Genomic DNA, 25,498 nt, shown 5'->3' on the forward strand with positions numbered 1-25,498 from the left:
TTCGGCAAGTTGACCCGGCGCTCGCCGCCTTCACTCCCCGATTCGAGGTGCTCCCTTGCCCTACCGCTACCCCGCCGCGCTCGTCGCCGCGCTGTTCCTCTTCGCCTCCGCCGCGCTCGCGCAGAAGCCCGAGGCCCGCTCCCCGCTCGAAGTCGGCGCCGACCGTGCCGAGACGCTCGCCCGCGCCAACGCCGACCGGCAGGTCGCGCCCGACGGCACGCCGCGCGCGCTCTACCGCGTCGACTACGCCGTTCGCTCCGCCGCGCCCGAAGCGATGGCCCGCGAGTACCTCGCCGCGCACGCGGCCGACCTCCGCCTGAAATCCGCCGACCTCAGCGACCTCGCCGTGCGGCACGTCCGCAGCGGCAAAGCGGGCCACACCGTCCGCTTCACGCAGACGCTCGACGGCGTCCCGGTCTGGGGCTCCGAGACCGTCGTCAACCTCGACCGGCAGGACCGCGTCCAGCTCGTCTTCCACGGCTACCAGCCCGACCTCGCCGTGGCGAGCACGGTCCCGGCCCTCGCCGCGGCCGACGCCCGCCAGATCGCGCTCGACCACCTCGACGCGCGCGGCACGCTGCTCGACGACGAGGCCGACCTCGTGATCTACCCGACCGAAGCCGGCGCCCGCCTCGCGTGGCGCGTGTTCGTGACGCCGGACGAGCCGTTCGGCAACTGGGAGTCGTTCGTCGACGCCGAGACCGGCGCGCTTCTCCGCGTGGCGCGGCGAACCGTCTTCCACAGCGAGCACGGGCACGGCGAGCGCGAGACGGCGCCCGTCCGCTCCCTCGTCGAAGTCCCCGCGCGGCCGAGCCGGGTCGACGCGACCGGGTTCATCCACGACCCCGACCCGCTCACGCGCGCCGGCGCATCCTACGGCGACCCCGGACTCGTGGACGGCAACGACGCCGACACGCCCGAGCTCGAGGCGGCGCGGATGGAAGTCACGCTCCGTGACGTCACCTTCGACGGGACGGTCTACAAGCTCGAAGGCCCCTACGCCGACATCCTCGACTGGGCCGGACCCTTCAAGGGCGAGTTCGAGCAGGAGACCGCCGAGTGGAACTTCACGCGCCAGGACGACGCGTTCGAGGCCGCCACGACGTATTGGCACATCGACAACTACATGCGCTACATCAACGAGACGCTGGAGATCGACGTGCAGCCGTACCAGTATTCCACGGGCGTCCGCTTCGACCCGCACGGGTTCAACGGGGCCGATAACTCGTCCTACGGCGGCGGGCGGCTCCAATTCGGCGAGGGCGGCGTGGACGACGCCGAGGACGCCGATGTGATCATCCACGAGCTCGGCCACGGCCTCCACGACTGGCTGACGGTCGGCGGCCTCTCCAACGGCGACGGTCTCAGCGAGGGGCTCGGCGACTATTTCGCCGTCTCGTACGAGCGCAGCCTCGGCCTCCTCGACGAGGACGACGCCGCGTACAACTGGGTGTTCAAGTGGGACGGCCACAACCCCTTCTGGAACGGACGTCGCACCGACTTCGCCGGGACGTACCCGAGCGGGAGCGCCCCACACGCGCGTGGCCAGCACTGGTCCACGTCGCTGATGCGGATCCTCGAAACCGTCGGGGTCGAGGCGACGGACACCGCCGTGATCGAGGGTATCGCGATGACGACCGGGAGCACGACGCAGCCGCAGGCCGCGCAGGCCGTGCTGCAGGCGGCGGTGAACATGGGCTATCCCAACCGGCAGGTCGTGGCGATGGAGTTCCAGTTCAACGAGAAGGGCTACAACGTCGAAGCGCCATTGCCGCCCGTGGCGAACGAGGACGGCGCGAGCGCGGACCGCGGCTTCGAGCTAGAGGCGGCCTACCCCAACCCGTTCAGCGCCGAGCGCGCCGCCACGCTCACGCTCCGCGTCGACGCGCCGCAGCGCGTGGCGGTGACGCTCTACGACGTGCTCGGCCGCACGGTCCGCGTGCTCCACGACGGCCCGCTCGCGGCAGACACCCCGCACACGTTCACCGTCGAGGCGGGCGACCTCCCGAGCGGGCTCTACGTCTACCGCGTCGCCGGCGAAGGCTTCGCCGAGACACAGACGCTGACGCTCGTCCGCTAGCCCCGCTGTCGCACGACGCTGTAGTTTGGAAGCCCCTCTCCCGGCGTTCGGGGGAGGGGCTTTTCTGTCTCTCCCCTCTCCGTCGCCCCATGCGCCTCCTGTTTCTCGCCCTCCTCCTCGCCGGCTGCGCCGAGCCTCCGGCCGATCCCCCGCCGCCCGCCGAACCGGCCCTCGCCCACTCGACGGCCGACCTCGCGGCGTTCTTCCCCGACAGCACCGAGGGCGCGTTCGTGCTCTACGACGCGCAGACCGGCGTCACGACGCGCTACAACCCCGAGCGGGCGGCCGAACGCCGGACGCCCGCCTCGACGTTCAAAATCTTCAACTCGCTCGTTGCCCTCGACGCGGGCGCCGTCGCCGACGAGCACGAGATCGTCGAATGGGACGGCGTCGACCGGGGCTCTGCTGGATGGAACGAGAGTCAGGATCTGGAGACGGCGTTCCAGCGCTCGTCGGTGTGGGTGTACCGCGAGCTCGCCCGCCGCGTCGGCCGCGACACGCTACAGGCGGCCCTCGACCGCGAGGGCTACGGCAACGCCTCGATCGGCGACGAGGTCGACCTGTTCTGGCTCGACGGCTCGCTCCGCATCTCGCCCGACGAGCAGGTGGCGTTCCTCCGGCGGCTGCAAGCGGGCGAGACCGGCTTCTCCGACCGGGCCGAGGCCATCGTCAAGCGCATTATGATCGCCGACACCACCGCGGGCGCGGTCGTGCGCGGTAAGACGGGCTGGGCACGGAGCGAAGAAGAGAACCTCGGCTGGTGGGTCGGCTGGATCGAGCAGGGCGAGGGCGTCCATTTCTTCGCCACCCTCGTCGAAAGCGACGACCCGGAGTACGACCTGCTCGCGGCGAGACGAGCCACGACGGACCGTATCCTTCGACACCTCGGCGTCCGCTGACACCTTGCGAAAGCAGCGAGGTCGGGCTACCTTCCATGCGCCTCTCGCCCCGCGCTAACCCACCCGTGCCTCCGTGTCTGCTTCGTCCAACGGTCACTCGACCTACGACCGCCTGCTGGCGATCGCGCACCGCAAGGGTGCGGGTTTCATCGTCCTGATCGACCCCGACAAACTGACGGAGGACGACCTCCCCGACTTCGCCGAGCGCTGCGAGCGGGCGGATGTGGACGGCCTGTTCATCGGCGGGAGCCTGATGCACGCCGTCGAGCTCGACCGGTACGTCCACACGCTGAAGTCGGTCACGTCGCTCCCGGTCGTCGGCTTCCCCGGCACGCTCAGTCAGATCTCCGGCGCGCTCGACGCCGTGCTCTACCTCTCCGTCGTCAGCGGGCGCAACCCCGAGCACCTCATCGGGCAGCACGTTCACGCCGCGCCGATGATCCGCCGGCTCGGGCTGGAGCCGATCCCGACGGCGTACATGCTCGTCGAGAGCGGGCGAATGACGACGGCGCAGTACATGAGCGGCTCGGCCCCGCTCCCGCGCAACAAGCCCGACATCGCGGCGGCGACGGCGCTCGCGGCCGAGATGATGGGCATGCGGATGCTCTTCACCGACGGTGGCTCCGGCGCCGAGCACCCCGTCCCCGAAGAGATGATCGCGGCGATCACGCACGTCTGCTCGATCCCGCTCATCGTCGGCGGTGGGCTGAAGACGCCGCAGGACGTCGCGCGGAAGGTGGCGGCGGGCGCGCGATTCGTCGTCGTCGGCAACGCCATCGAGCACAACGGGGACGCCGGCTACATCGCCGACCTCGCGGCGGCCGCCCACGCGGCTGTGGCGCAGCCGCTCGGCTGAGTGGACTCGCTGACGCAGGCCGTCCTCGGGGCCGCCGTCGGCGAAGCGACGCTCGGGCGGAAGGTCGGGCGTAAAGCGCTCGGCTGGGGCGCGCTCGCGGGCACGCTCCCCGACCTCGACATCGTCGCGTACCCGTTCCTCGACCCGGTCGGCGAACTCGTCTTCCACCGGGGGCCGACGCACGCGCTCCTCTTCGCCCCGCTCGTCGCCCCACTTCTCGGCTACGCCGTGTGGCGGCTCTATCGCGCGCGCTCCTCCCCCGCCGCGGACGTGGGCTGGCGCGGCTGGACGGCGCTCTTCTTCTGGTGCCTCTTCACGCACCCGCTCCTCGACACACTGACGGTCTACGGCACGCAGCTCTTCCGCCCGTTCTCGGACCTCCCGGCGGCCGTGCCCGCCCTCTTCATCATCGACCCGCTCTTTACGCTCCCGCTCATCGTGGCGGTCGTCGGTGGGCTCATCGTGCGCGACGCCGAGCGGCGGTGGCGGCTCGCCGTCGTCGGCCTCACGCTGAGCACGCTCTACGCCGGATGGGCGCTCGGGGTAAAGGCCCACGTCGAGCGCGTGGTTGCCCGGAATATCGACGCGCAGGGCATCGCGGCGGAGCGGTTTATGACGTCCCCGGCTCCGTTTCAGACCCTGCTGTGGAACGTCATCGTCGACGTGGACGACGCGTTCCTCGTCGGCACGTACGGCCTGCTCGACGACGATGACGGGATCGCGTTCCGTCGCGTCGAGCAGCAGGCGGACCGCTTCGAGCCGTACCGCACGACGCGCGCGGGCGAGACGCTGCTGTGGTTCTCGCGGGGCTATTTCGTGATGCGCGACACGCCCGCGTTCGAACCGGAGGACGCCGCCGAACCGCTCGGCCTCGTCTTCAACGACATCCGCTTCGGCCGCGCCGACGGCTGGCTCACCGACGGCGACTCGGCCGACTACATCTTCCCGTTCCGCCTCGTCCGCGAGCTCGACGGCGCCGTCTCGTTCCGGCTCGGCTCCCCGTCGATCGGCCCCGATGCCTTCCCTGCCCTCTTCCGCCGCATCCTCGGCGACGAGGGAGAGGCCGATCGGGCTGCCCCTTAGGCCACCGCCGCGTCGAGTTGGCGCGCGAGTTCGTCCGGATCCGTTGTCGGGGACTGGCAGGCGAAGTGTTCGCAGACGTACGCCGTCGCCTTGCCGTCGATCATCGTCTGCGCTTCCGTGTACGGCGCGAGCGCGGCGACCTCGCCCCCGTCCGGCGGGCGGAGGTGGACGACGGCGTTCGGCAGGTAGCGCCCGCGGAGCACGTCGAGCAGCGCTTCGGTATCCGCCGCGCCGCGCTCACCCACGACCGTGATCTCCTGCGCCGAGCCGAGGCTGAACGTGAGGGCGCTCATCATCATCGTGTGCGCCATCGGCGCCTGCGTCACCGCCCCCGACGACTGCCCGATCCGCTCGGCGGTATCCTCCAGTTCGGTCTGGCCGGTGAGGCGGCCGAGGCGGAGGTTGTTGAGGTAGGCGACGGAGTTGCCGGACGGGCTCGCGCCGTCGTAATACTCCTTCTGCCGGACGAGGAGCGCCTCGCCGTCATCGGGCGAGAGGAAGAGGCCGCCGTGTTCAGGGTCCTCGAAATGCCGGAGCATCGTGGCGTTGAGATCGAGCGCAGCACGGAGCCAGCGGGGTTCGAACGTGGTCTGATAAAGCTCGATGAGTCCCCACACGAGGAACGCATAGTCGTCAAGCAAGGCGGGAATGCCGGCGTCGCCGTTGCGGTAGCGGTGGAGCAGGCGGCCACCGTCGGTCCGTAGCGTGGTGAGGAGGAAGTCAGCGGCGCGGGCGGCGCGGGCGGCGTACTCCGGAGCGCCGAACGCGCGGGCGGCCTTGGCGAGCGCGGCGATCATCAGCCCGTTCCAGTCGGTCAGGACCTTGTCGTCGAGGAGCGGGCGCGGCCGATTCGCGCGCACGTCGAAAAGCGCCTCGCGCATCCCTCCGATCCGCTGCCGAAACGCCTCGGCCGCCACCTCGAATCGCTCCGCCGCCTCGTCGTCGTCGACGGTGCGGAAGAGGACGTTCGCGCCGGTCAGCTCGCGCGTAGCCTCGTCGCGGAAGTTGCCCTCGCGCTCGACGTTGAAGAGGGCGGCGGCGATCACGCCGTTCCGCTCGCCGAGCGCCTGCATCAGCTCGCGCTGGGTCCAGACATAGAATGCCCCCTCCTCTTTCTCGCCCTCGGCGTTGAGCGAGTCGGCGTCCTCGGCCGAGAAGAAAGCCCCGTCCGGGCTCGTCAGATCGCGCTCGACGTACGCGAAAATCTCCTCGGCCGTGCGCCGGTAGATCGGATTGCGCGTCGCCTCGAACGCTTCGGTGTACGCCGTGGCGAGGAGGGCCTGGTCGTACAGCATCTTCTCGAAGTGGGGCAGCTTCCACGTCCGATCCGTCGAGTACCGGTGGAAGCCGAAGCCGAGGTGGTCGAAGATCCCGCCGCGCCGCATCGCCCCGAGCGTCGCCTCGACCATCCGCAGCGCGCGCTGGCCGAAGACCGTGTCCGGCCCGAGGCGCTGCGCTTCGCGGAGGAGGAAAAGGAGGTGGTGCGGCGTCGGAAACTTCGGCGCCGCGCCGAACCCGCCCGCCTCGGCGTCGAACCGGCCCGAGAGTTGGTTGAACGCCGTTTCGAGCGTTTCCTCGCCGAGCGCCCCGGCGGACGCCGCCTGCTCCGCGATCCCGTTGCGCACCGCGTCGGTGATGTGCTCGGCCGAGGCGTCGACGCGCTCGCGGTCGTCGGCCCACGCCGTGGCGATCTGCGGGAGAATGTCCATCATCCCCGGCCGGCCGCCGCGCCCGTGCTTCGGGAAGTAGGTCCCGGCGAAGAACGGCTTCCGCTCGGGCGTCAGCAGCACCGTCATCGGCCAGCCGCCGTGGCCGGTGAGCGCCTGCGTGACGGACATGTAGAGGGCGTCGACGTCGGGCCGCTCCTCGCGATCTACCTTCACCGCGACGAAGTGCTCGTTGAGGAGGGCGGCGACCTCGTCGTCCTCGAACGACTCGTGCTCCATGACGTGGCACCAGTGGCACGTCGCGTAGCCGACGGAGAGGAAGATCGGCTTGTCCTCGCGCCGGGCCTTCTCGAACGCCTCGTTGCCCCACGGATACCAGTCGACGGGGTTCTCGGCGTGCTGGAGGAGGTACGGGCTCTGGGTGTCGGCGAGGCGGTTCGGCATGGGCGGAGAGGCGCGGGAGAGGGGTCCGGCGATACGACGCGCCCGCGCCCGCGTTCCGGCATCGGCCCGCCCGTGTGCCATCCCGTGGGGGCGCCCCGGCGGGGCGTCTCTACCATCGCCCCTACCGTCCCGTCATTCCCGACTCGGGCCGCCGTCCTCCACCCCACGTTCTTCCGACCGAGCGCCGCCGTTGCCGGCGAACCCACGCGGCTCGGCCCTCGCCCCGGGCTTGCCCTCGGTGACGTTGTGGAAGTACCGCATCGTGGGGTAGGCGAAGTCGATGTCGTCGCGCGCGTCGAAGGCGTCGAGGATGGCCTCCCACAGCACCTCCTCGCTGCCGCGCCGCCGGCGGGGCTCGACGAGGTAGCGGATCGTGAACTGGATGCCGACATCGACGACGCTCGTGTAGACCGTCGGCGTGAGCTTGGAGTAGAAGATCATGAACTCCTGCGCCGCCTGCCGCACCTTCCGCTCGGCGTCGGGGCTAAGCTCCTCGGCCCGCTCCTGCGCGATGCGGAAGAGGATCTCCTTGGCGTCGCGCCACGCGCTCTCGAACGTGACGACGATCGGGATCTCGTTCCAGATGTAGGGGAAGCCGCGCGTGTAGTTGATGACCGGCTCCGTAAACGCCATCCCGTTGGGGATGTGGATGATCCTGCCGGTGGACTGCGCGGCGCCGGTCGGCGTGCCGATCTCGAGGAGTGTGAACTGGAAGATCCGCTGGTCGATCACGTCGCCGGCGATGCCCCGGATCTCGATGCGGTCGCCGGGGCCGAACGGCCGCCGCCACACGATGAAGCCCCACCCGGCGACGTTCGTGATCGGGTCCTTGAGCGCGATCGCGATGCCCGCCGAGAGGAGGCCGAGGAACGTCCCGAGCTCGCCGAACTCGTCGATCCAGATCCGCCCGACGAGGAGGAAGCCGATGACGACGACGGTGTAGCTCGCCGTCTTCCGCCACTGGTACTGCGAGCGGACGTCCGTCGTCCGCTTGTTGATGAGCCGGATCAGGAGGACCCGGATGACGCCGAGCACGAGGACGACGCCGAACGTGCTCAGGAGGTGGTCGAGCGTAGCTTCGCTGAGCCCCGTGGCGTCTTGCAGCCACAGGTAGAATTGGGCGAACGCTTCGGAGATCCGGGGCATCGGAGGGGAGTGGGGGGACGCGTGCAACGTACGGCGTACGCCGCTCTAACCGCGCGTATCCGGCAATCGTTGCATCGGCGCGGGCGGGGCCTGTTAAAAGGCCCCGCCGAAGAACACGGCGTTGAGGAAGAGGCCCTGCGTCCCCCACCAGAACGCCCGGAAGTTCGGGTCGAAGTCGAACGCCACGACGCGGCCCCGCCCGAGGCGCTGCCCCACGATCGCCGCCGCACCGCCGAGCCGCTCCAGGTTCGGCGCCGAGATATAGCCGCTGAGGAGGGGGGCTTCGGTGTAGACGGCGACGTTCGTGCCCGCCTTCGCCGAGGGGTCGAAGAGGACCGTGTTGTTCTTGAAGAGGGCGACGCGCTCCCCTTGCCCGAACGCGAGCGGGTGCGACGTGTCGAGCGTGGCTTCGAAGATCGAGCCGCCGATCACTTGGGCACCGCGCGCGTCCGACACCTCAGCGTAGGGCCGGAGCGTGCTGTCCTCGTCGGCCTCGCGCTTGTCGAGTTCGATGAGGCCGCGCTCGGCGGCGACGCCGGCCGCGCCTTCCGTCACGATCAGCGTGCCGCCACTCCGCACCCACGTCTTCAGCGTCTCCGCCGCTACCTCGTCGAGCCCGCGCACGCTGCCGACGACGGCGAGCACGGTGTAGCGGCCGAGGTCGGCGCGGCTGAGCTTGGTGATGTCGAGGAGGGAGACCGGCAGGCCGGCCCGCTCCGTGAGCAGGTGCCACGCCTGCCCGACGCTGTACGAGTCGGTGCCCTCGCCCGAGAGGAGCGCGACGCGCGGCATCGTCAGGACCGGCACCGAACCGCTCCCGAGGTCCGGCCCGCTCGGGGTCAGTCCGCCGCCGAGCGCAAAGACCTCAACGTGATCCTGTGTGGCGGCGGCTACGAGCGCGTGAACGGTCTCCGCCTCCGCATCGCCCTGCTCGACGGGCACCACGAGCGTCCCCCGCTCGAAGCGCTGCCGCGCGCCGCCAACCGCCGCCTCAAACGGATCTTTGGCGAGACGCACGCGGACACCGGCTCGCTGCAACCGGGCGAGCGTGCGCGGCGCGAACGTCTGCCCCCACGGGATGAGATAGGCATAGCCCGCCCGGCCGCCAGCCTGTCGCCCTTCGCGCTGCGACGGCGTCCACTCCGCGCCGAGGAGGGCGCCGGGGTCGCGCGAGAGCTCCGCGTGGCGGACGCCGAAGGCGAGCGGCAGCGTCCACGTCGACACGTCGTAAAACAGCGAGTCTTCGAACGTCGTCACGCGCTCCATCATCGCTTTGATGAGCCGCGCCTGCGGCTGGTCGACCGGCACGACGAATGCGGCGCCCGGCTCGAACCGGTCGCCATCGACCTCGACCGACCGCGCGAGATCGTGCGCGCGGACTCGGTGGCGGGCCAGCAAGGCAGCGAACGCCTCCGCCCGCGCCCGGTCGCCGTCGAGCCCGAACACGTAGCCCCGTACGTCGGCGGCGCGCGCGAAGTCCGAGGCGCCCGCGTAAAAGTCGCGCTGGTGCTGGAGCAGCTTCACCCGCATCGCTACGGCCGCTTCGAGCGACGAGAGCGACGTGGCGAACTGGTTGCGGACCGTCGCGCCGTAGTCGAGCCGGCCGTTCGCGGTCTCGGCGGCGAGGGCGCGGCTCGACGCCTGCTCGAAGAGGATGCCGACGCCGCCGTTCACGTCGGGGTACGTCGAGCCCTTGCCGTAGTAGAAGTCGTCGAACGACTCGCTGGAGTAGTAGAGCGAGCCGATGCGGTCGAGCGCGCGGGCGTGGTACGTCGCGATCTCCCCGGTGAGGTCGAACGTGGCGGCGGGCGTGTTCGGGTTGTTGCGGCTCGGGATGCCGGGCTGGAAGAAGAACGTGGCATCGCCGCCCATCTCGTGGAAGTCGGTCGAGAGCTGGGGCCGCCAGCTATGCCAGAGCGCCATCCGCCCCTGCGACTCGGGGTGCTGCATCAGCAACCAGTCGCGGTTGAGGTCGAAGAGGTAGTGGTTCGTCCGGCCGCCGGGCCACGGCTCGTCGTGCTCGCGGTCCTGCCCGTCGAGCGACGGCAAGCCTTCGGTGCCGCCCCGATTGCCGTTCACCCAATCGACGAAGCGGTCGCGCCCGTCGGGGTTGAGCATCGGGTCGATGAGGACGACGGCGTTGTCGAGCACGTCCTCAACGGCCGGTCCCTGCCCGGCAGCGAGGTGATAGAGCAACAGCAGCGCGGCCTCGGTTCCACTGGCCTCGTTGCCGTGGACACTGTAGCCCATGTACGCTACGACGGGCTGTGCGCCGAGCGCCGCATCGCTCACCGAACCGGGCGCGTCGGAGAGTTGGACGTTGGCTCGTCGCGCTGCGTCGAGGTCCGTCCCCGGCGCAGCGACAATTGCGTGGATGAGCGGCCGTCCCTCCCACGTCCGCCCGTGTTCGCCGAGTGTCACGCGCGGGCTCGCCGCGGCGACGGCTTCGACATACCGGACCACCTGCTCGGGCCGCGTGTGCCGCGTGCCGATCACGTGCCCGATCACCTCCTCGGGCGTCGGAATCGTGGAGTCGTAGCCGGTGACGCCGGGCGCGGTGAAGTCGGCGGCGAGCGGGAGCTGCTGTGCCGAGGCGGCGGGCGTGAGGAGAAGCGAGGCCAGGAGGGCGAGGACGAAAGGGCGGGGCGACATGCGGCGTGGGGCTTACAAACGAGTAGGGGCGCAGCGCGCTGCGCCCCTACCGAAACGATGGTGGGAAAGGTGAATCAGGAGTCGGCCGGCGGCGCGGTCTCCGCCTGCGCGGCCCGCGCTGCGGCCTTCTCGCGGGCGGCGAGGTCGATGAGCCCGCCGAGGCACTCCGCCGTGAACGCCTCCGCCGTGCTGGCGACGACGCGCCCCTCGATCATGATCTTCGGCACGCTGTTGATGCCGATGCCCGAGATGATCTCGTTCTGCTGCTGGATCAGCCCGACGTACTTCCGCGCCTCGATCTCGCTGCGGACACGCTCGCCGTCGAGCCCGATTTCCCCGGCCATCTGCACGAGGCTGCGCATGATGGGCTCGCCGTCCGGGCTCTGCTGCCGGAGCGACGCGAGGACCTGCTGATTCGCGAACTGCCGGTCGAGCATCTCGAAGAACTTGCCCTCCTCACCGGCGAGGTAGAGCGCCTGCACCTGCGGGATCGAGTAATCCCAGATCGGATACGGCTTGTAGTAGAACCGGGCCTCGTCCGCGAGCTGGGGGATGATCCGTTCGAGCTGCTGGTGCAGCGTCTTGCAGTGCGGGCAGTTCGGGTCGAAGATCTTCACCACGTTGACGGGGGCGTCGGCGCTGCCCTCGTACGGCGTTTCGAGCGTGAGGAGCCGGTCGAAGTCGCGGAAGCGCGGGATCTCGACGTCGTAGCGGCACTGGGCCGAGATCCCCCCGGCGGCGGCGACCTGTTGCGCCGTCACGGCGGGCTGCCCCTCGGTTCCGGCTACGGTTTCGGGCGCATCGCGCGGGATCAGCACGTCCGCCCCGGCGAGCACGACGAGGGCGACGGCGGCGATGGCGTACGGCCGCAGCGCCGCGCTGAACGCGACGGCCGGGCTCGCCCCTTTCAGCTGCTCGACGACGTGAAGGGCGAAGATCGTCGCGACGGTGAGCGACGAGATGAGGCAGAGCACGCAGAACTGCTCGAGCACGAATGCCTGCACGGTGACGAGGTACGCCGCGAACAGAATTCCCAGCGTCGAGACACCGAAGCTGACTTTCCGCAGCGTCTCGCTGAGCGGCGGCTTCGCGGCAGCCACGCCGAAGCGGAGCGCCGCGAGAGCGAGGTAGAACGCCGCGCCCCACGCCAGCAGGCTCACGCCGACGAACGAGCTGTACACGCTGGAGGTCACGTCGGCGCAGCCGCCGGCGCTCGCGGCATCGCCCGCGCCGGTGCAGCCGAAGACGAAGTCGGCCCGCTGCTGGACCCAGAGGTGGACCACGACGAGCACGCCGAAGAGCGCGAGCACGAAGATCGGGAGGTTGAGGCGGGGGCCGGTCGGCGTGGACGGAGCTACTTCGGGGGTGCGAGCCATAGGGGTCGGAGGATGCCGTTGCAGAGGACGCGGAATATACGGCTTCGCCCCACCGCCGAAAACGACGTAGGGGCGACCGGCCGGTCGCCCCTACAACGGGAACGCGGAGCCGGATCGTGCGCCTACGTCTGGAGCACGCCGGGGTTGAAGCGCGGGATGTCCGGGTTGTGATCGGCCATCTCGATGCCCGTCGCAAGCCACGTCCGCGTTTTTATGGGGTCGATGATCTCGTCCACCCACAGCCGGGCGGCGGCGTAGTACGGCGAGGTCTGCGCGTCGTAGCGCGCCGTCATCTCGGCGAGGAGCGCCTCCTGCTCGGCCTCGCTGATCTCCTCGCCCTTCCGCTTGCGCGTGCCGAGCTCGATCTGCAGCAGCGTCTTCGCCGCCTGCGCCCCGCCCATCACCGCGATCCGAGCCGTCGGCCACGCGAGAATCAGGCGCGGGTCGTAGGCCTTCCCGCAGAGCGCGTAGTTCCCCGCCCCGTACGAGTTGCCGATGACGATCGTGAACTTGGGGACGACGGAATTCGCGACGGCGTTGACCATCTTCGCGCCGTCCTTGATGATGCCGCCGTGCTCGCTCCGGTTGCCGACCATAAAGCCCGTCACGTCTTGGATGAACACGAGGGGGATCTTCTTCTGGTTGCAGTTCATGATGAAGCGCGCAGCCTTGTCGGCGCTGTCGGAGTAGATCACCCCGCCCGCTTGCATCTCGCTCGTGTGCGACTTCTTGCCCTGCTTCGCCATCACCACGAGCCGCTGGCTGGCGACGACCCCGACGCTCCACCCGTCGATCCGGGCGTAGCCGCAGAGGAGTGTCTTCCCGTAGTCGGCTTTGTACTCCGTCCAACTGTCGGCGTCGACGATGCGGGCGAGGATGTCGCGCACGTCGTAGGGCTGCTGCCGGCCTTCGGGCATGAGGCCGTAGAGTTCTTCGGCGTCGAAGGCGGGCGGCTTGGCGTCGGCGCGGTCGAAGCCGGCGCGGGGGCGAGCGCCGAGGTGGGAGACGAGGTCGCGGATCGTGGCAAGGCAGGTCTCGTCGTCGGGCATCTTGTAGTCAGTGACGCCGGAGATCTCGGAGTGCGTCGCGGCGCCGCCGAGCGTCTCGTTGTCCGTCGTCTCGCCGATGGCGGCTTTGACGAGGAACGGCCCGGCGAGGAAGACGGAGCCCGTGCCGTCGACGATGAGCGCCTCGTCGGACATGATCGGGAGGTAGGCACCGCCCGCGACGCACGAGCCCATGATCGCCGCGATCTGTGGGATCCCCATCGACGACATCCGCGCGTTGTTGCGGAAGATGCGACCGAAGTGCTCTTTGTCGGGGAAGATCTGGTCCTGCATCGGGAGGTAGACGCCCGCCGAGTCTACGAGGTAGATGATCGGCAGATGGTTCTCCATCGCGATCTCCTGGGCGCGGAGGTTCTTCTTCGCCGTGATCGGAAACCACGCGCCCGCTTTCACCGTGGCGTCGTTCGCGACGAGCACGCACAGCCGCCCCTCGACGTGGCCGAGCCCCATCACGGTCCCGCCCGCCGGGCACCCCCCCTCGTCCTCGTACATCCCCCACCCCGTGAACAGGCCGAGTTCGAGAAACTCCGTGCCCTCGTCCACGAGCCGGTCGATCCGCTCGCGGGCCGTCAGCTTGCCCCGGCTGTGCTCGCGCTCGATGCGCTTCTTGCCGCCGCCGAGCTTGACCTGCTCCGCCCGACTGTTGAGTTCGTCGAGGAGCGTGCGGTAGTGCTGCGTGCGCGCGTCGAACTGCGCGGTGTCGGGCGCGGGGCTGCCGAGCGTGGGGAGGGAGGCGACGTCTGCCATCGGGGTGCGGGGAAGGGCGATTCGAAAGGATGCGGGCCGAAAGTAGCCACCGCGCGGCCAAAAAGAAAGGTCCGCCCCGGAACGAGGCGGACCCTGGCGGTGGCTCTGCTGAGCGGATCAGATGAGGCCGACGACCTTCTGGCGGATTTCGGGACGAGGATCCCCGGTCTTCGCGTGGATGAGGTTGACCATCTTGGTCAAGTTGCCCCGCGTCTTCTTCATTTCCTTGTCGTTGAACTCGGCGTCGCTCCACGCCTCCTTGATGCGGTCTCGAATCCGGTACCACGTCTCATTCATCCGCTGGGTCGCCATACAGCCTCTCAAAGTGGTTGATGTTTTACCGTTTACTTTATTTCCTACGGGCGAGAGCCCTCAGGGTTTCCCCGATATACAATTCCAGATCCGCCCAGAACGCGCAACGCCCGGCCAGAGGGGGCCAGGCGTTGTCGATTCGCGGTGAGCGCGCGGTCTTAGATGACGGCGCTCATCTTCTGCATGATCAGGAGGCGGTCCTCGCCGGTCTTCTCATGGATGAGGTTGACCATCTTGGTCAGGTTGCCGCGCGCCTTCTTCAGCTCTTTCTCGTCGATCTCGCCCCAGACGGCGTAGATCTGCGTCTTCACGCGGTTCCAGTTCTGCTCCATGCGCTGCTTGCCCATGCGTCTCTCTCCCTGATTGGTGGCACATATACGCTCTAGCGAGCCGGAGGGAGTTGGTTGTTGATTTCCCACAGGCTCTTAAAAAGTACAACGTGATAGTCCGTATGACAAGTACGTGTGTGCCCCACCTCACCGCCGCCCACCGTTTCCACGTCAACTTCTACAACATGCATGAACGGCGGGCATAATTCCACCCCCTCCTCTTCTCCCCTCGCCGGTACGCCCCCATGCCCGACTCCCCAGCAATCGCCGTCATCGGCGGCGGGATCAGCGGACTCGCCGCGGCGTGGCGGCTCCAAGCGCTCGGCGGTGCCGTCACCCTCTTCGAGGCGAGCGACCGGACCGGCGGCGTGATCCGCTCGACTCGCCGCGACGGCTTCCTCGTCGACGAAGGGCCGAACACGCTCGTCGCTCGCTCGACGGTCGTCACAGACACGATTGAGGCGCTGGGGTTGGCGAGCGAGCGCGTCGCGGCGAACGAGGTGGCAGACGCGCGCTACGTCGTCCGCGACGGCGCGCTCGTGCGCATCCCGACCTCGCCGTCCGGCCTGCTCACGACGCCGCTGCTCTCGGCGTGGGCGAAGCTCCGCCTCCTCGGCGAGCCGTTCGTCCGGCCCCACGACGGCGACGACGAAGCGCTCGCCGCGTTCGTGCGGCGGCGGCTCGGGCCGGAGGTGCTGGACTACGCCGTCAACCCGTTCGTCGCAGGCGTCTACGCGGGCGACCCCGCGCACCTCTCGACGCGCCACGCATTCCCCATGCTGCACACGCTCGAACGCGAGCACGGCTCGCTCCTGCGCGGCATGATCCACCGCGTCCGCAACCGCGCCGACGCGGCCCCGAAGCCGTCGCCGCACCCGTTCTCGTTCCGCGGCGGCGCCCAGGCTCTCCCCGACGCCTTTGCCGGCGCCATCGGCCCCGACGCGATCCGGCTCCGCGCGCCACTCGTCGCCCTCCGGCACGACTCCAGCGGCTGGCGCGTCACGACCCGCACGGACGATGGGACGACGAACGAGGACCGCTTCGACGGCGTCGTCTTCACTGCCCCGCTCCACCGCCTGCCCGCGATCGACTTCGAGCCGGACGTGGACCTCGGCCCGCTCGCCGACGTCGTCTATCCCCCGCTCTCCGTCCTCGCGCTCGGCTTCCGGCGGGCGGACGTGGTGCACGCGCTCGACGGCTTTGGCGTGCTCGTACCCGAGCGCGAAGGGCTGAACGTCCTCGGCGCGCTCTTCTCCTCTACGCTCTTCCCCGGCCGCGCGCCCGACGGCCACGTGCTGCTGACCTGCTTCGTCGGCGGCATGCGGCGGCCCGACCTCGCGCCCCTCCCGACCGACGACCTCGTGCCGCTCGCCCTCGCCGATCTCCGCGCGCTCCTCGACGTGCGGGGCAAGCCGGTGTTCGTCCACCGCGTGCTGTGGGAGCGCGCGATCCCGCAGTATCAGGTCGGCTACGGCCGCGTGATCGAGACGCTCGACGCGCTGGAGGCGCGGCACGCCGGGCTCGCCGTCGCCGGGAACGTCCGCCGCGGCATCTCCGTCGGCGACGCGCTCGAAGCCGGGCTCGACGCGGCCGAGCGCGTGCTGAACGCGCTCCCGTAGCGACGCGGCCGACGTACCGCGTCAACGCAGGACGAGCACCTTCGTCGCCTGCCGCTGCCCGTCGGCTTCGAGCACGACGAAATAGACGCCCGTTGCGAGCCGCGACCCGTCGAGCGTCGTCCGGTGCGGGCCCGCCGCCACGTCGCCGTCGACGAGCGTCGCAACGCGTCGCCCGAGCACGTCAAAGACCGAGAGCCGGATCGGGCCCGCGCGCTTGACCTCGAAAGGCACCGTGGCCGTTGCCGCGAACGGGTTCGGGAACGCAGACCCGAGCCGGAACGCCTGCGGCGCGGCCGGCACGTCGTCCTCTGCATCGACGGTGAGTCTATCGACCGAGTCGAGCCGGATCGTGGTGCCGGCGGGTGGCGTGGTGCCGTCACCGGCGAGGTCGGCGAGGACGAAGCCCTCGAGCCCGCCGACGGGTGCGACGAGGCGGTTACTCCCGCCACGGAAGCAGAAGTCGGCGTAGAAGTCCTGGCTGCGGCACGGCTTGCCTTCGATGGGGCCGGGATCGATCTGCTCGTCGCCGTCGGTTGCGGGGTCGTACGTCGCGCCCGGTCCGCCGAAGCCGTTGGCCGCCGCTTCGAAGAGGGCGTAGCCGCCGGGCCGGTCGGGCATTACGCCGAGCACGCGATGCGTCACCGGGAGCGTGAGGCTGTCCTCGCCTACGATCACAGGCTGGGTGGCGGGAAAGGTGTCGGCCCATTCGGCGGCGGGTTCGGTGCCCGAGAGCGCGCGGAGCATGGGGATCATGCGCACGTCGTCTTCGGGAACATCCACGACGGCGCTCCCCACGTTCCACAGTTCGAACGGCACGCTCGCGATCAGATTCGTCCCTCTCGGTAGCCGCGACGAGTAGACGCCGAGGCAGGCACCAGGCGTGGCGCAGGCCTCGGTGAAGCGGATCTCGAAGTCGTCGCCGTCGAACGACGCGGCATCGCGCAGGAGATCTTCGAGGCTGTTACCGGAGTTGGTAGAGGGAATAGGCACGGGGGTCGTGAACACGTAATCGCCGGTGCTGTTCGGGCTCAGCCAGACGGTGTTGCCGGGGTAGCCGGCGGCGCAGCCGGGGTCGTCGCCGTCGGGGCACACGGCGGCACCGGGATAGGCCGTCTCGATGACGCCGATGCCGTCGGCGAGGTCGTCGAAGGCATAGCGGTAGAACGTGAACGAGCGTGGCTCGGAATAGCGGCTCGACGCCAAGCCGTCACCGACCGCCTTCACCCGCCAGCGGTAGGCGAAGACCTGGTTTGCTCGGTCGTCGAAAAAGGAGAGCGACGGGTCCAGTACGTAGAAGACGAGGCGATCGGAGAAGTCATCGTCAGTGGCGATCTCGACGCGGTAGCTCTCGGCACCGGGCACGGCCGTCCACGCGAGCGGCGCGGGCTCGTCGATGAAGACCGACCCGTCGGCGGGCGCGAGGAGGGTGGGCGCGGCGAGGGCGCCGGGCGCCGGCGGCTCGAAGCCGGGCGCGAAGAGGGTGCCGCTGTCGTAGCGGACCTGCACGGCATCGGAGATCGCTTGCAGTTCTGCGACGGAGTCGAGATGGTCCGCGCCCTGCGCGAAGAGGAGGGCGAAGTCGAAGGCGCGGACCTCGCCAGGCGCGAGGGTGAAGGCCGGTGAGGCGATCATGTGGCGGACGTCGCGGGGCGTAAAATTCGACCCAGTTCCGTCGATATTCACCGCGCTCCAGAACTGCTCGGTGATAGGATTGCCAGGGAAGAACCACGTGGTGACGGGACCGCCACTCATATAACCGTCACCTCCCTCTGTCATGGGAAGCCCGTCCCGCCAGAGCCCGTTCATGCGGAAGTAGATTTCCATGCTGTTGATCGGGTCTCCGGTTACACTGACTCCTGAGAGATAAGCTGACACGTCGCCGCCCGAGAGAAAGTCGTAACCGAAGGCGGGCGGGGTTTCACCGTAGCCGCCATTGAGCCCGCCGTTGTCATCGTTATCGGCGTTGTAGACGAAGGCCATGCTCCGCGTCGAGTCGCTCCCGACGTAGTCGTCGGCGGGGTCGCCGAGGTCGGGGTCGGTGAAGAGCCCGAAGCGGGCGGCCTCGAACGGTTGGTCGTTCCGGTTCACGAGCTCGTAGCGGTAAAACGTGTGGCGGTCGAGCATGGGCCCGGCCGAGACGAACGCCGTCGCACGCACTTCCAGACCGATGGGTTCGGTCTCCGAGTTATCGTGCTCGTTGCCGACATCGTTCATCACCCAGAACGCCGTCTGGTGCCCGTACACGACAGGCCGATCACCGCCCGCCAAGTTGTAGTTCCCCTCGACGCCGTCGCCGTCGACGACGGGCGCGCCGAGGTCCACGGGCCAGTTCAGCAGATCGCCGGATGCCTCGCCCGTCGCCTCGTAGAGCGAGAGGTCGAAGGCATCGATCAGCCAGAAGCGGTCGAAGGCGGAACAGTCGTCGGGATTTGGGAGCGTACCGTCGGCGTTGAGTGGGCCGGGCCAGAACTCGAAGTCGTCGTAGGTCGCCGCAGCCACGCGGAGGTCGCCGCCGATGAGCCCGCCGACCCAGAGCCCGGCGGCGAAGATCGGCGACAGGCCGGAGCCCTTCGGGGCGATGTAGCCGTCGCCGCCGACGGTGCTGTTACCGAAGAAGAGGCTGCCGGTGTTGAAGAGCCGGGCCTGCACGTCGGAGATGGAAAGTTCGACTTCGGCGCGGCCGGGTTCGCAGCGGCCGGGCGTCTGCGCGAGGGCAGGGGCGGCGCAGAGCAGCAGGAGCGTGGTGACGAGGCGCATGGGAGCGGAAGGAAGTGATCAGGAGCTATAGCCTAGCGCCCAGCTAGTTAGGAAGCAATCCCTTCCCCCGTGCCCTCCAGGATCAGGCCCGGCCCGGCGCACCGCCCACGGCGAGGTACTGGAGCAGCTTCCGCTTCGCCACCGGCAGCACGGTCTCCTCGACCGGGAACTGTAGCTCCGTCGCCACGCGGTACGTCGCGGGGTTCGGCAGGTCGGGGTGGTGCGCGACGAGGAGTTGCTTTAGCGCGTGTACCGGCGCGTCCATCGGGACCTCGTCCACGGCGGCCGTGCGGAGGCTGCGGAAGCGCTCGTCGTGGCTCGTGAAGATAGAGACGGCGTAGCGGACGACGCGGAGGACGGCTCCGTCGGGCACGAGGAGGTAGCCCTCGTCCTGGTACGCCGGCACGATCCCGACGGCCTCGACGGCCGTATGCTCGTCCACGAAGTCGTAGATCGCCCGCCCCTCTTCGATGGCGGCCTCGACGAGCGGCAGCGCCCACGCGATGAGCGCCTCGAACAACAGCGGCGGCTCGCCGTCCGCGTAGCGCAACACGCCCTCCTCCAGGTCGATCTCCGTGAGCGGCCCCCGCTCGCGCAACCCCTCCGACCGCTCGCCGATCTCGCGCAGCGCCGACCGGAGGTGGATCAGGTCGGCGAGGTGGGGATAGACGTGGTTGCTGCCGAAGGCGCGGCGCACCTGCTGCAACCCGTGGAGGACGTGGTAGCGGCTGGCTTCTTCGTCGCGCGCGCCGGTAAAAAAGGCGAGGTCGAGAGCGGGCATCGGGATCGAAGGCTGGTGAGCGAGGGATGGTACACTCCTTCACGCAACCTTTGCAAATACCAAGCCACCGCCGCGCGGGGCCGAAGCACGTGCCCTACAGCCCGAGCCAGAACGACGCTTTGACGAGGAAGACGTTGTACACGTCGCCGTCGATGATCCCGTCGATGCCCCGCCCGAGGTCGAAGTCGCCGTCGAACGTGAACCCGTAGCGCTCCTGCTGCCACACGAAGAACAGCGCCGAGCCCGGCCGGTACTCCCACCGCAGCACGGCATTCCCCTGCACGGCGAACTCGTTGAAGTCGAAGTTCTCCGGCACGTAGACCTCCTCCCCCTCCGGCACCGGATCGAAGGCGAAGGTGCCCGCTGCCCGGAGCGTCTTGAAGTTCTCGTATGCGCCAGCGGCGATGAAGGGGCGGGCGTAGAACTGGAACGTGAGATCGGGGGTGAACGTCCAGTTCAGCCGCGTTTCGAGCGCGAGGACGGTGAGGTCGAGGTCAGAGAACACGTAGCGCCGCCCGAACGTGGCCGCCGCCGCCTCGTCGTCGAACGCGCCGGCGTACTGCCCCGTCCGGAACTCGTACGAGAACGACGGCGCGAGCCGCACCTCGACGGACGGGCTCAGCCGCCCCGTCAGCCCCACCTCGAGTGTCCGCTCGATCCGGCCCGACTCGTCCCACCGGCCGAGGAACGTGGCGTCGCCGAAGACGGGCTGCCGCCGGTCGGAGAACGGCTGGAAGACGACGTTGTACGTCGTCGGAGTCCGGGCGACGGGGCCGCCGCGCGTGAGCCGGTCGTCGAAGGTCTCGGGCTGGAGGAAGCCACGCAGGTTGAAGCCCCACAGGTTGCTGAACTGCGGCTGCAGGTGGAGCGCGAAGAACGAGTCGAAGAGCTGGCCGCCGTGGTTCCAGCTCTGGATCGTGAAGCCGTAGATCTGATAGAACCGGAGCCAGTCCGGCGCGGGCTGCGTCTCGCGGTAGTTGAGCTGCGTGGTGAGCGTGCGGGCGTCGGCCCGCGTGAGGAAGCCGAGGTCGTTGACCTCGAAGCCGGGGCTGATGAGGGAGCCCGTCACCGAGCCCGTCCAGTTCGCGCCCGAGGTCCGCGCGAGCGACACCTCGGCGAAGTAGCCGTCGAGGCTCGTCGCCTCCGCGTCGAGGTCGAGGTAGTCGGCGTCGGGGCGCTGGTAGTAGCGGGCGCTCGTCCGCTGGAGGCGGAGGATGCGGCCGGGCTCGCCCGTGACGCGGCTGAGCGAGCCGACGCCGCTGACGGTCCACCGCCGGTCAGCCCAGGCGTGCTCGAAGTCGAGGCCGCCGACGTAGGCGCTGCGGTTGAGGAGCGGGTCGAACGCCTCGTTGCTCCCGTCCCGGTTGACGCCCGTAACAAGGGCGCCGACGACAGTCTGCCCGTCGCGGAAGTCCCGCTTGAGCCGGCCCGCCGCGTAGTTCGCCCACGGCTCGACGGCGAGCCGCTCGCGCGTCCCGTCCGGTCCGAGGTACTCCCCGAACTCCTCCGTCGTGACCGCGTCGAGCAGGCCGATCGACCAGTCGCCGACCTTCCCGCTGAGCTTCACCGCCGAGGCGATCGTCGTCTGGTCCGGCGTGTCGGAGAACTCGACCTCGAGGTCGCGGTAGACCGCGCCGAACGCGGTCGGCTGCCGCCCGATCCGGCGGGAGTAGAAGAACGTCGGGGTGTGGCGCGTGCGGTAGGTCCGCGTCCGGCCGAATCCGAAGATGTCGGTGCCTTCGAGAAAGAACGGCCGGCGCTCCTCGAAGAACGTTTCGAACGCCGTAAGGTTGACCTCGGCGGGGTCGGACTCGACCTGCCCGAAGTCGGGGTTGATCGTCGCCGTCAGCGTGAGGTTCGATGTGATGCCGTACTTCACGTCGGCGCCGGCGGAGCCGATGACGGCGTTCTCGCTGTAGAACGGGTCGGCCCCGTCGCCCGGCTCGCGCGTGAGCCGCGTCGCGACGTAAGGCTGGATCTCGAGCCCGTTCGGCGCACGGAGCCCTTCGAGCCCGACGAGCCGGCCGAAGCGCGAGACGTAGCGGTCCTCGTCCGGCCGGATCGGTGCCCAGAACGCCTCCTCGCCGTTCGACGGGATCGAGCGCTGGAACTGGATGCCCCACGCCTGCGCGCCCTCGACCGTGCGGAAACGGAGTTGGGAGAGCGGGATGCGGAACTCGGCCGTCCACCCCTCGCCCGAGCGGTGCGTCTCGGCCTCCCATACGGCGTCCCAGTTCCAGTCGTCGAACGTGTCGTTGTAGACGAGGATGTCCTGCTTCACCCCGGCCGCCGTCACGGCGAACTCGAACGCCGTCCGCTCGTCGTCGTAGCTGTCGATGCTGACGAGGGCGCGGTCGCTCACGATGGACTGGTCGCGGCGGCCGAGCCGGGCGATCATCGTCGAGGGATCGCGGACGAAGTTGAGGAAGCCGACGTAGAGCGCCGCGTCGTCGTAGAGCACGCGGACTTCGGTGCGCTCACTCGCCGGCTCGCCGACTTCGGGTTCGAGTTGGACGAAATCCGTCGCCACCGGCGCGGCGTCCCACACGGCCTCGTCGAGCCGCCCGTCGATGTCCGGCCGCTGACCCGGCGCGAGGCGGACGGCGCCGAGCACGAGGCGCGTCTCCCCCGTCTGCGTGGTGTCCGCACCGAGCGAAACCGACGCGAGGGAGGCGGTCTGCGCGGCGGCGGTAGACGCCAGCAGGCAGAGCCCGGCGACGCCGGCGAGAACCTTACGTGCACCTATCATTATCGGTCGGTTCGATGAGCCCGGCGCCCCGCAAGCGCCTGAGCGAAATAATCGCCCCGATGATAGCGCACATATCCCGCCGACGCAACCACTTCCCCGATGGTGCCGCACCCCCCGTGCCGGGCGTGTCACCGCCGGCTTCTAAAGCCCTCGATCCCCTCGGCCGAGCCGCGCTGTCACGTGCCAAGCCAGTACGTCGCTTTGATGAGGAAGATGTTCTGCACGTCCTCGCGGAAGATGGCGCCGAAGTCGCGGCCGAACCGGAAGTCCCCGAAGTTCTCGAACCCGTCGCGCTGCTGCTGCCACACGAAGAACAGCGCCGAGCCGGGGCGGTACTCCCAGCGTACGACGGCGCTGCCACGGAGCGAGCGGAAGTTGAAGTCGGGGTCATCGAGCGTGAACGCCTCGCCGCCGTCGCCGGGCTGGACTTGGAAGGCGTCGCCGTCGGCGTCCGGGACGAAGACGTCCGCGCCGTCCACCTCGTCGATGCGGCCGGGCGCCACGCTCCCCCGGTCCACGCCGTACACGTCGAAGTCGTACGTGCCAGGCGCGGCGAACTCCTTGTAGCCGGAGTACCGGCCGGCGGTGACGAAGGGGCGCGCGTAGAGCTGGAGCGAGAGCTCCGGCGTGAACGTCCAGTTCGCCCGCAGGCCCACGGAGAACGATGTCTGCTCGATGTCGCCGAACACGTAGCGCGTGCCGAACGTCGCCGCCGCCGCGTCGCTCTCGACGCTCGTGAGGTACTGGTCGGTGTCGAACTGACGGCTGAAGTCGGGGCTGATGGTGAGTTCGAGTGACGAGTTCGGCCGAACCGTGATGTCCGTCCCGAACTCGACGTCGTATTCGGGGTTGTCGACGAACTCGGTGCGGAGGAAGGCATATGCCTCGCCAGAGACCGCCTTCCGCGGATCGCTGTAGATCCACGGGTTGACGCCGATGTCCGCCGGCCGCCGCGCCGCCGGCCCGCCGCGCGTGAGCCGGTCGTTGTACACCGCGGCAGGCACGCCGCCGACGTAGAGCCCGCCGCCCCACAGGTTGCTCAGTTGGACGTTCGAGTTGAAGTTGATGCCGCGGTTGATCACCTGCCCGTCGCCGTTCATCGACACGTTCCAGTTCACGTTGCCGCCCCACCGCCGCAGCCAGTCCACACCGGGCTCGTTCTCGTTGTAGATCACGATGCCGGAGAGTGCGTAGGCGTCGGACCGGAACTGGAAGCCGAGGTCGTTGACGTCGAAGCCCGCGCTGACGAGGTTCGTCGTGACCGAGCCGATGAGCTTGCCGCCGGTCTTGGCGACGGAGAACTCGCCGTACGTCCCGCTCAGGCTCGTCGCGCCGGGGTCGAGCGCGAGGTGGCCGGCGTCGGGCCGCTGGAGGTAGCGCTGCGGCGCGCGCTGCAGGTCATCGATCACCTCGATCGAGCCCGCGACGTAGCTCCCGGCGACGACGCCGCTCACGGCCCAGCTCCGGTTCCCCCACGCGTGCTCGAAGTCGAGCCCGCCGACGTAGGCCTCGCCCGGCGTGATGCCCTCGAACGCCGCCTCGCTCATGCTCCGGTTCGTCGCCGTGAAGAGCCCGCCGACGACGGAGTTGCCGCCGCGGAAATCGCGCTTGACGCGTCCGACGGCGTAGTTCGTGAGGGGCTCGACGGGCGAACGTAGCTCGTCCCCGCTCGGGTCGATGTAGCGCGCCTGCTCCTCGAGGGTCACGGCATTGAGCACGCCGACGGACCAGTTCCCCACCTTCCCGCTGAGCTTCGCCGCCGTCGCGATCGTTGTCTGATCCGGCGCGTCGACGTACACGTACTCGTCGCCGCTGAGCCCGCGCTGGGGCCGCCGCCCGATCCGCCGGGAGTAGAAAAACGTCGGGCGGTAGCTCGCCGTGTAGCCCCGCGTCCGCCCGAACTCGAACACGTCCACGCCCTCGACGAAGAACGGGCGCCGCTCCTCGAAGAAGACCTCGAACGCCGAGAGGTTGACGACGGCGGGGTCGGCCTCGACTTGGCCGAAGTCTGGGTTGATCGTCGCGGAGAGCGTGAGGTTCGACGTGATGCCGTACTTCAGGTCGGCCCCGGCGCTCCCGATGACGGCGTTCTCGCGGTAGAACGGGTCGTCGCCGTCGCCCGGCTCGCGCGTGAGCCGGGTTGCGACGTAGGGCTGCACCTCCAGCCGACGCGGCGAGGCGAGCCCTTCGAGCCCCCCGAGCGTGCCGAAGCGCGAGACGTAGCCGTCGACGTCGGGCAGCAGCGGGGCCCAGAACGACTTCTCGTCGTTCCGCGCGATGTCGCGCTGGAACTCGATCCCCCACTGCTGCGGCCCGTCGCCCGTCTGGAAGCGGAGTTGGGAGAGCGGGATGCGGAACTCGGCCGTCCACCCATCCACGTCCGACGCCACGGCGACGTCCCAGACGGCATCCCAGCTGTTGTCCTCGTCCGAATCGTTGTAGATGAGGAAGTCGTACTTCACGCCGGCGGCGTTTACGCCGAACGCAAAGGCCGTGCGCCCGTCGCCGTACGAGTCGATGCTGACGAGCACTTTGTCGCTGACGTTCCAGTCGTCGCGGCGCGCGAGGCGGCGCACGATCTGCTCCGGCGCGTCGTCGTGACAGCGGAAGCCGACGTAGAGCGCGTCGTCGTCGTAGAGCACGTAGGACTCCGTGCGCTGCGTGGAGGCCGCGCCCGGATCGGGCCGCATCTGTGTGAAGCCCGTCGCCATCTCGGCCGTCGCCCACGCCGCGTCGTCCAGCTTTCCGTCCAGCACCGGCCGAGCGATCGCCGCGATGCGGACGGCGCGGACCTCGGGGTTGCGCCGTTTCTCATCGTCATCCCCGTCGGGGGCCGCGGCCACGGCGGAGGTCAGCAGGAGCGAGAGGAGGAAACACACGGGGGCGCGCATGGGGGTAGCCGTTTGGGACGGTGCTGCCAGGGCATAGCTCACC

16 protein-coding genes are annotated in these 25,498 nt (G+C 69.4%); 5 read left to right on the forward strand and 11 right to left on the reverse strand.

What is annotated here, in order from left to right; translation table 11 throughout:
• Window positions 1–55: 55 nt before the first annotated feature.
• The 4 genes from ABJF88_18715 to ABJF88_18730 all read left to right on the forward strand — a co-directional run bounded on the left by ABJF88_18715 (window position 56) and on the right by ABJF88_18730 (window position 4,918).
• Window positions 56–2,080, forward strand: coding sequence for a T9SS type A sorting domain-containing protein (locus ABJF88_18715; GenBank protein ID MEP0548973.1), 2,025 nt, complete (start codon window positions 56–58; stop codon window positions 2,078–2,080).
• An 89-nt stretch (window positions 2,081–2,169) separates the two neighbouring features.
• Entirely contained in the window at window positions 2,170–2,979 is an 810-nt protein-coding gene (locus tag ABJF88_18720) for a penicillin-binding transpeptidase domain-containing protein (GenBank protein MEP0548974.1), read from the forward strand.
• Between the two features lie 73 nt (window positions 2,980–3,052).
• Entirely contained in the window at window positions 3,053–3,835 is a 783-nt protein-coding gene (locus ABJF88_18725; protein MEP0548975.1) for a geranylgeranylglyceryl/heptaprenylglyceryl phosphate synthase, read from the forward strand.
• Window positions 3,836–4,918, forward strand: a complete 1,083-nt coding sequence (locus ABJF88_18730) for a metal-dependent hydrolase (GenBank protein MEP0548976.1) — start codon at window positions 3,836–3,838, stop codon at window positions 4,916–4,918.
• On the opposite strand, the gene ABJF88_18735 is transcribed toward ABJF88_18730, so the two are convergent.
• From ABJF88_18735 to ABJF88_18765, 7 genes are all read right to left on the reverse strand, one after another.
• On the reverse strand, window positions 4,915–7,029 hold the full coding sequence (locus ABJF88_18735) for a thioredoxin domain-containing protein (GenBank protein MEP0548977.1): 2,115 nt from the start codon (window positions 7,027–7,029) through the stop codon (window positions 4,915–4,917). The two genes, ABJF88_18730 and ABJF88_18735, sit on opposite strands and share 4 nt — an antisense overlap.
• A gap of 132 nt (window positions 7,030–7,161) precedes the next feature.
• The gene (locus ABJF88_18740) at window positions 7,162–8,175 is read right to left on the reverse strand and encodes a mechanosensitive ion channel family protein (GenBank protein MEP0548978.1); all 1,014 of its coding nucleotides are present in this window, start codon (window positions 8,173–8,175) and stop codon (window positions 7,162–7,164) included.
• A gap of 93 nt (window positions 8,176–8,268) precedes the next feature.
• Window positions 8,269–10,827 carry a M14 family metallopeptidase gene (locus ABJF88_18745; GenBank protein MEP0548979.1) on the reverse strand — a complete coding sequence of 853 codons (2,559 nt, stop codon included), beginning with the start codon at window positions 10,825–10,827 and terminating at the stop codon, window positions 8,269–8,271.
• Window positions 10,828–10,901: 74 nt separating this feature from the next.
• Entirely contained in the window at window positions 10,902–12,203 is a 1,302-nt protein-coding gene (locus tag ABJF88_18750; protein ID MEP0548980.1) for a vitamin K epoxide reductase family protein, read from the reverse strand.
• Window positions 12,204–12,325: 122 nt separating this feature from the next.
• Entirely contained in the window at window positions 12,326–14,017 is a 1,692-nt protein-coding gene (locus ABJF88_18755; GenBank protein ID MEP0548981.1) for a carboxyl transferase domain-containing protein, read from the reverse strand.
• 117 nt (window positions 14,018–14,134) lie between these two features.
• On the reverse strand, window positions 14,135–14,329 hold the full coding sequence (locus ABJF88_18760) for a hypothetical protein (GenBank protein ID MEP0548982.1): 195 nt from the start codon (window positions 14,327–14,329) through the stop codon (window positions 14,135–14,137).
• A 158-nt stretch (window positions 14,330–14,487) separates the two neighbouring features.
• Window positions 14,488–14,676 carry a general stress protein CsbD gene (locus ABJF88_18765; GenBank protein MEP0548983.1) on the reverse strand — a complete coding sequence of 63 codons (189 nt, stop codon included), beginning with the start codon at window positions 14,674–14,676 and terminating at the stop codon, window positions 14,488–14,490.
• Between the two features lie 227 nt (window positions 14,677–14,903).
• Here ABJF88_18765 and hemG point away from each other — a divergent pair, with 227 nt between their 5' ends.
• Window positions 14,904–16,277: a protoporphyrinogen oxidase gene (gene hemG, locus ABJF88_18770; GenBank protein MEP0548984.1), complete on the forward strand. Its 1,374-nt coding sequence runs from the start codon at window positions 14,904–14,906 to the stop codon at window positions 16,275–16,277.
• Window positions 16,278–16,298: 21 nt separating this feature from the next.
• Here hemG and ABJF88_18775 read toward each other — a convergent pair whose 3' ends face one another.
• The 4 genes from ABJF88_18775 to ABJF88_18790 all read right to left on the reverse strand — a co-directional run bounded on the left by ABJF88_18775 (window position 16,299) and on the right by ABJF88_18790 (window position 25,455).
• Window positions 16,299–19,034, reverse strand: coding sequence for a T9SS type A sorting domain-containing protein (locus ABJF88_18775; GenBank protein MEP0548985.1), 2,736 nt, complete (start codon window positions 19,032–19,034; stop codon window positions 16,299–16,301).
• Between the two features lie 82 nt (window positions 19,035–19,116).
• The gene (locus ABJF88_18780) at window positions 19,117–19,815 is read right to left on the reverse strand and encodes a hypothetical protein (GenBank protein MEP0548986.1); all 699 of its coding nucleotides are present in this window, start codon (window positions 19,813–19,815) and stop codon (window positions 19,117–19,119) included.
• 94 nt (window positions 19,816–19,909) lie between these two features.
• A complete protein-coding gene (locus tag ABJF88_18785) occupies window positions 19,910–22,564 on the reverse strand; it encodes a DUF5916 domain-containing protein (GenBank protein MEP0548987.1) in 2,655 nt (884 codons plus the stop codon).
• Between the two features lie 176 nt (window positions 22,565–22,740).
• Complete coding sequence (locus ABJF88_18790; protein ID MEP0548988.1) at window positions 22,741–25,455, reverse strand: DUF5916 domain-containing protein; 2,715 nt, start codon at window positions 25,453–25,455, stop codon at window positions 22,741–22,743.
• Window positions 25,456–25,498: the final 43 nt, after the last annotated feature.

It is taken from the genome of Rhodothermales bacterium (genome assembly GCA_039944855.1).
Taxonomy (GTDB): Bacteria; Bacteroidota; Rhodothermia; order Rhodothermales; family JANQRZ01; genus JBBSMX01.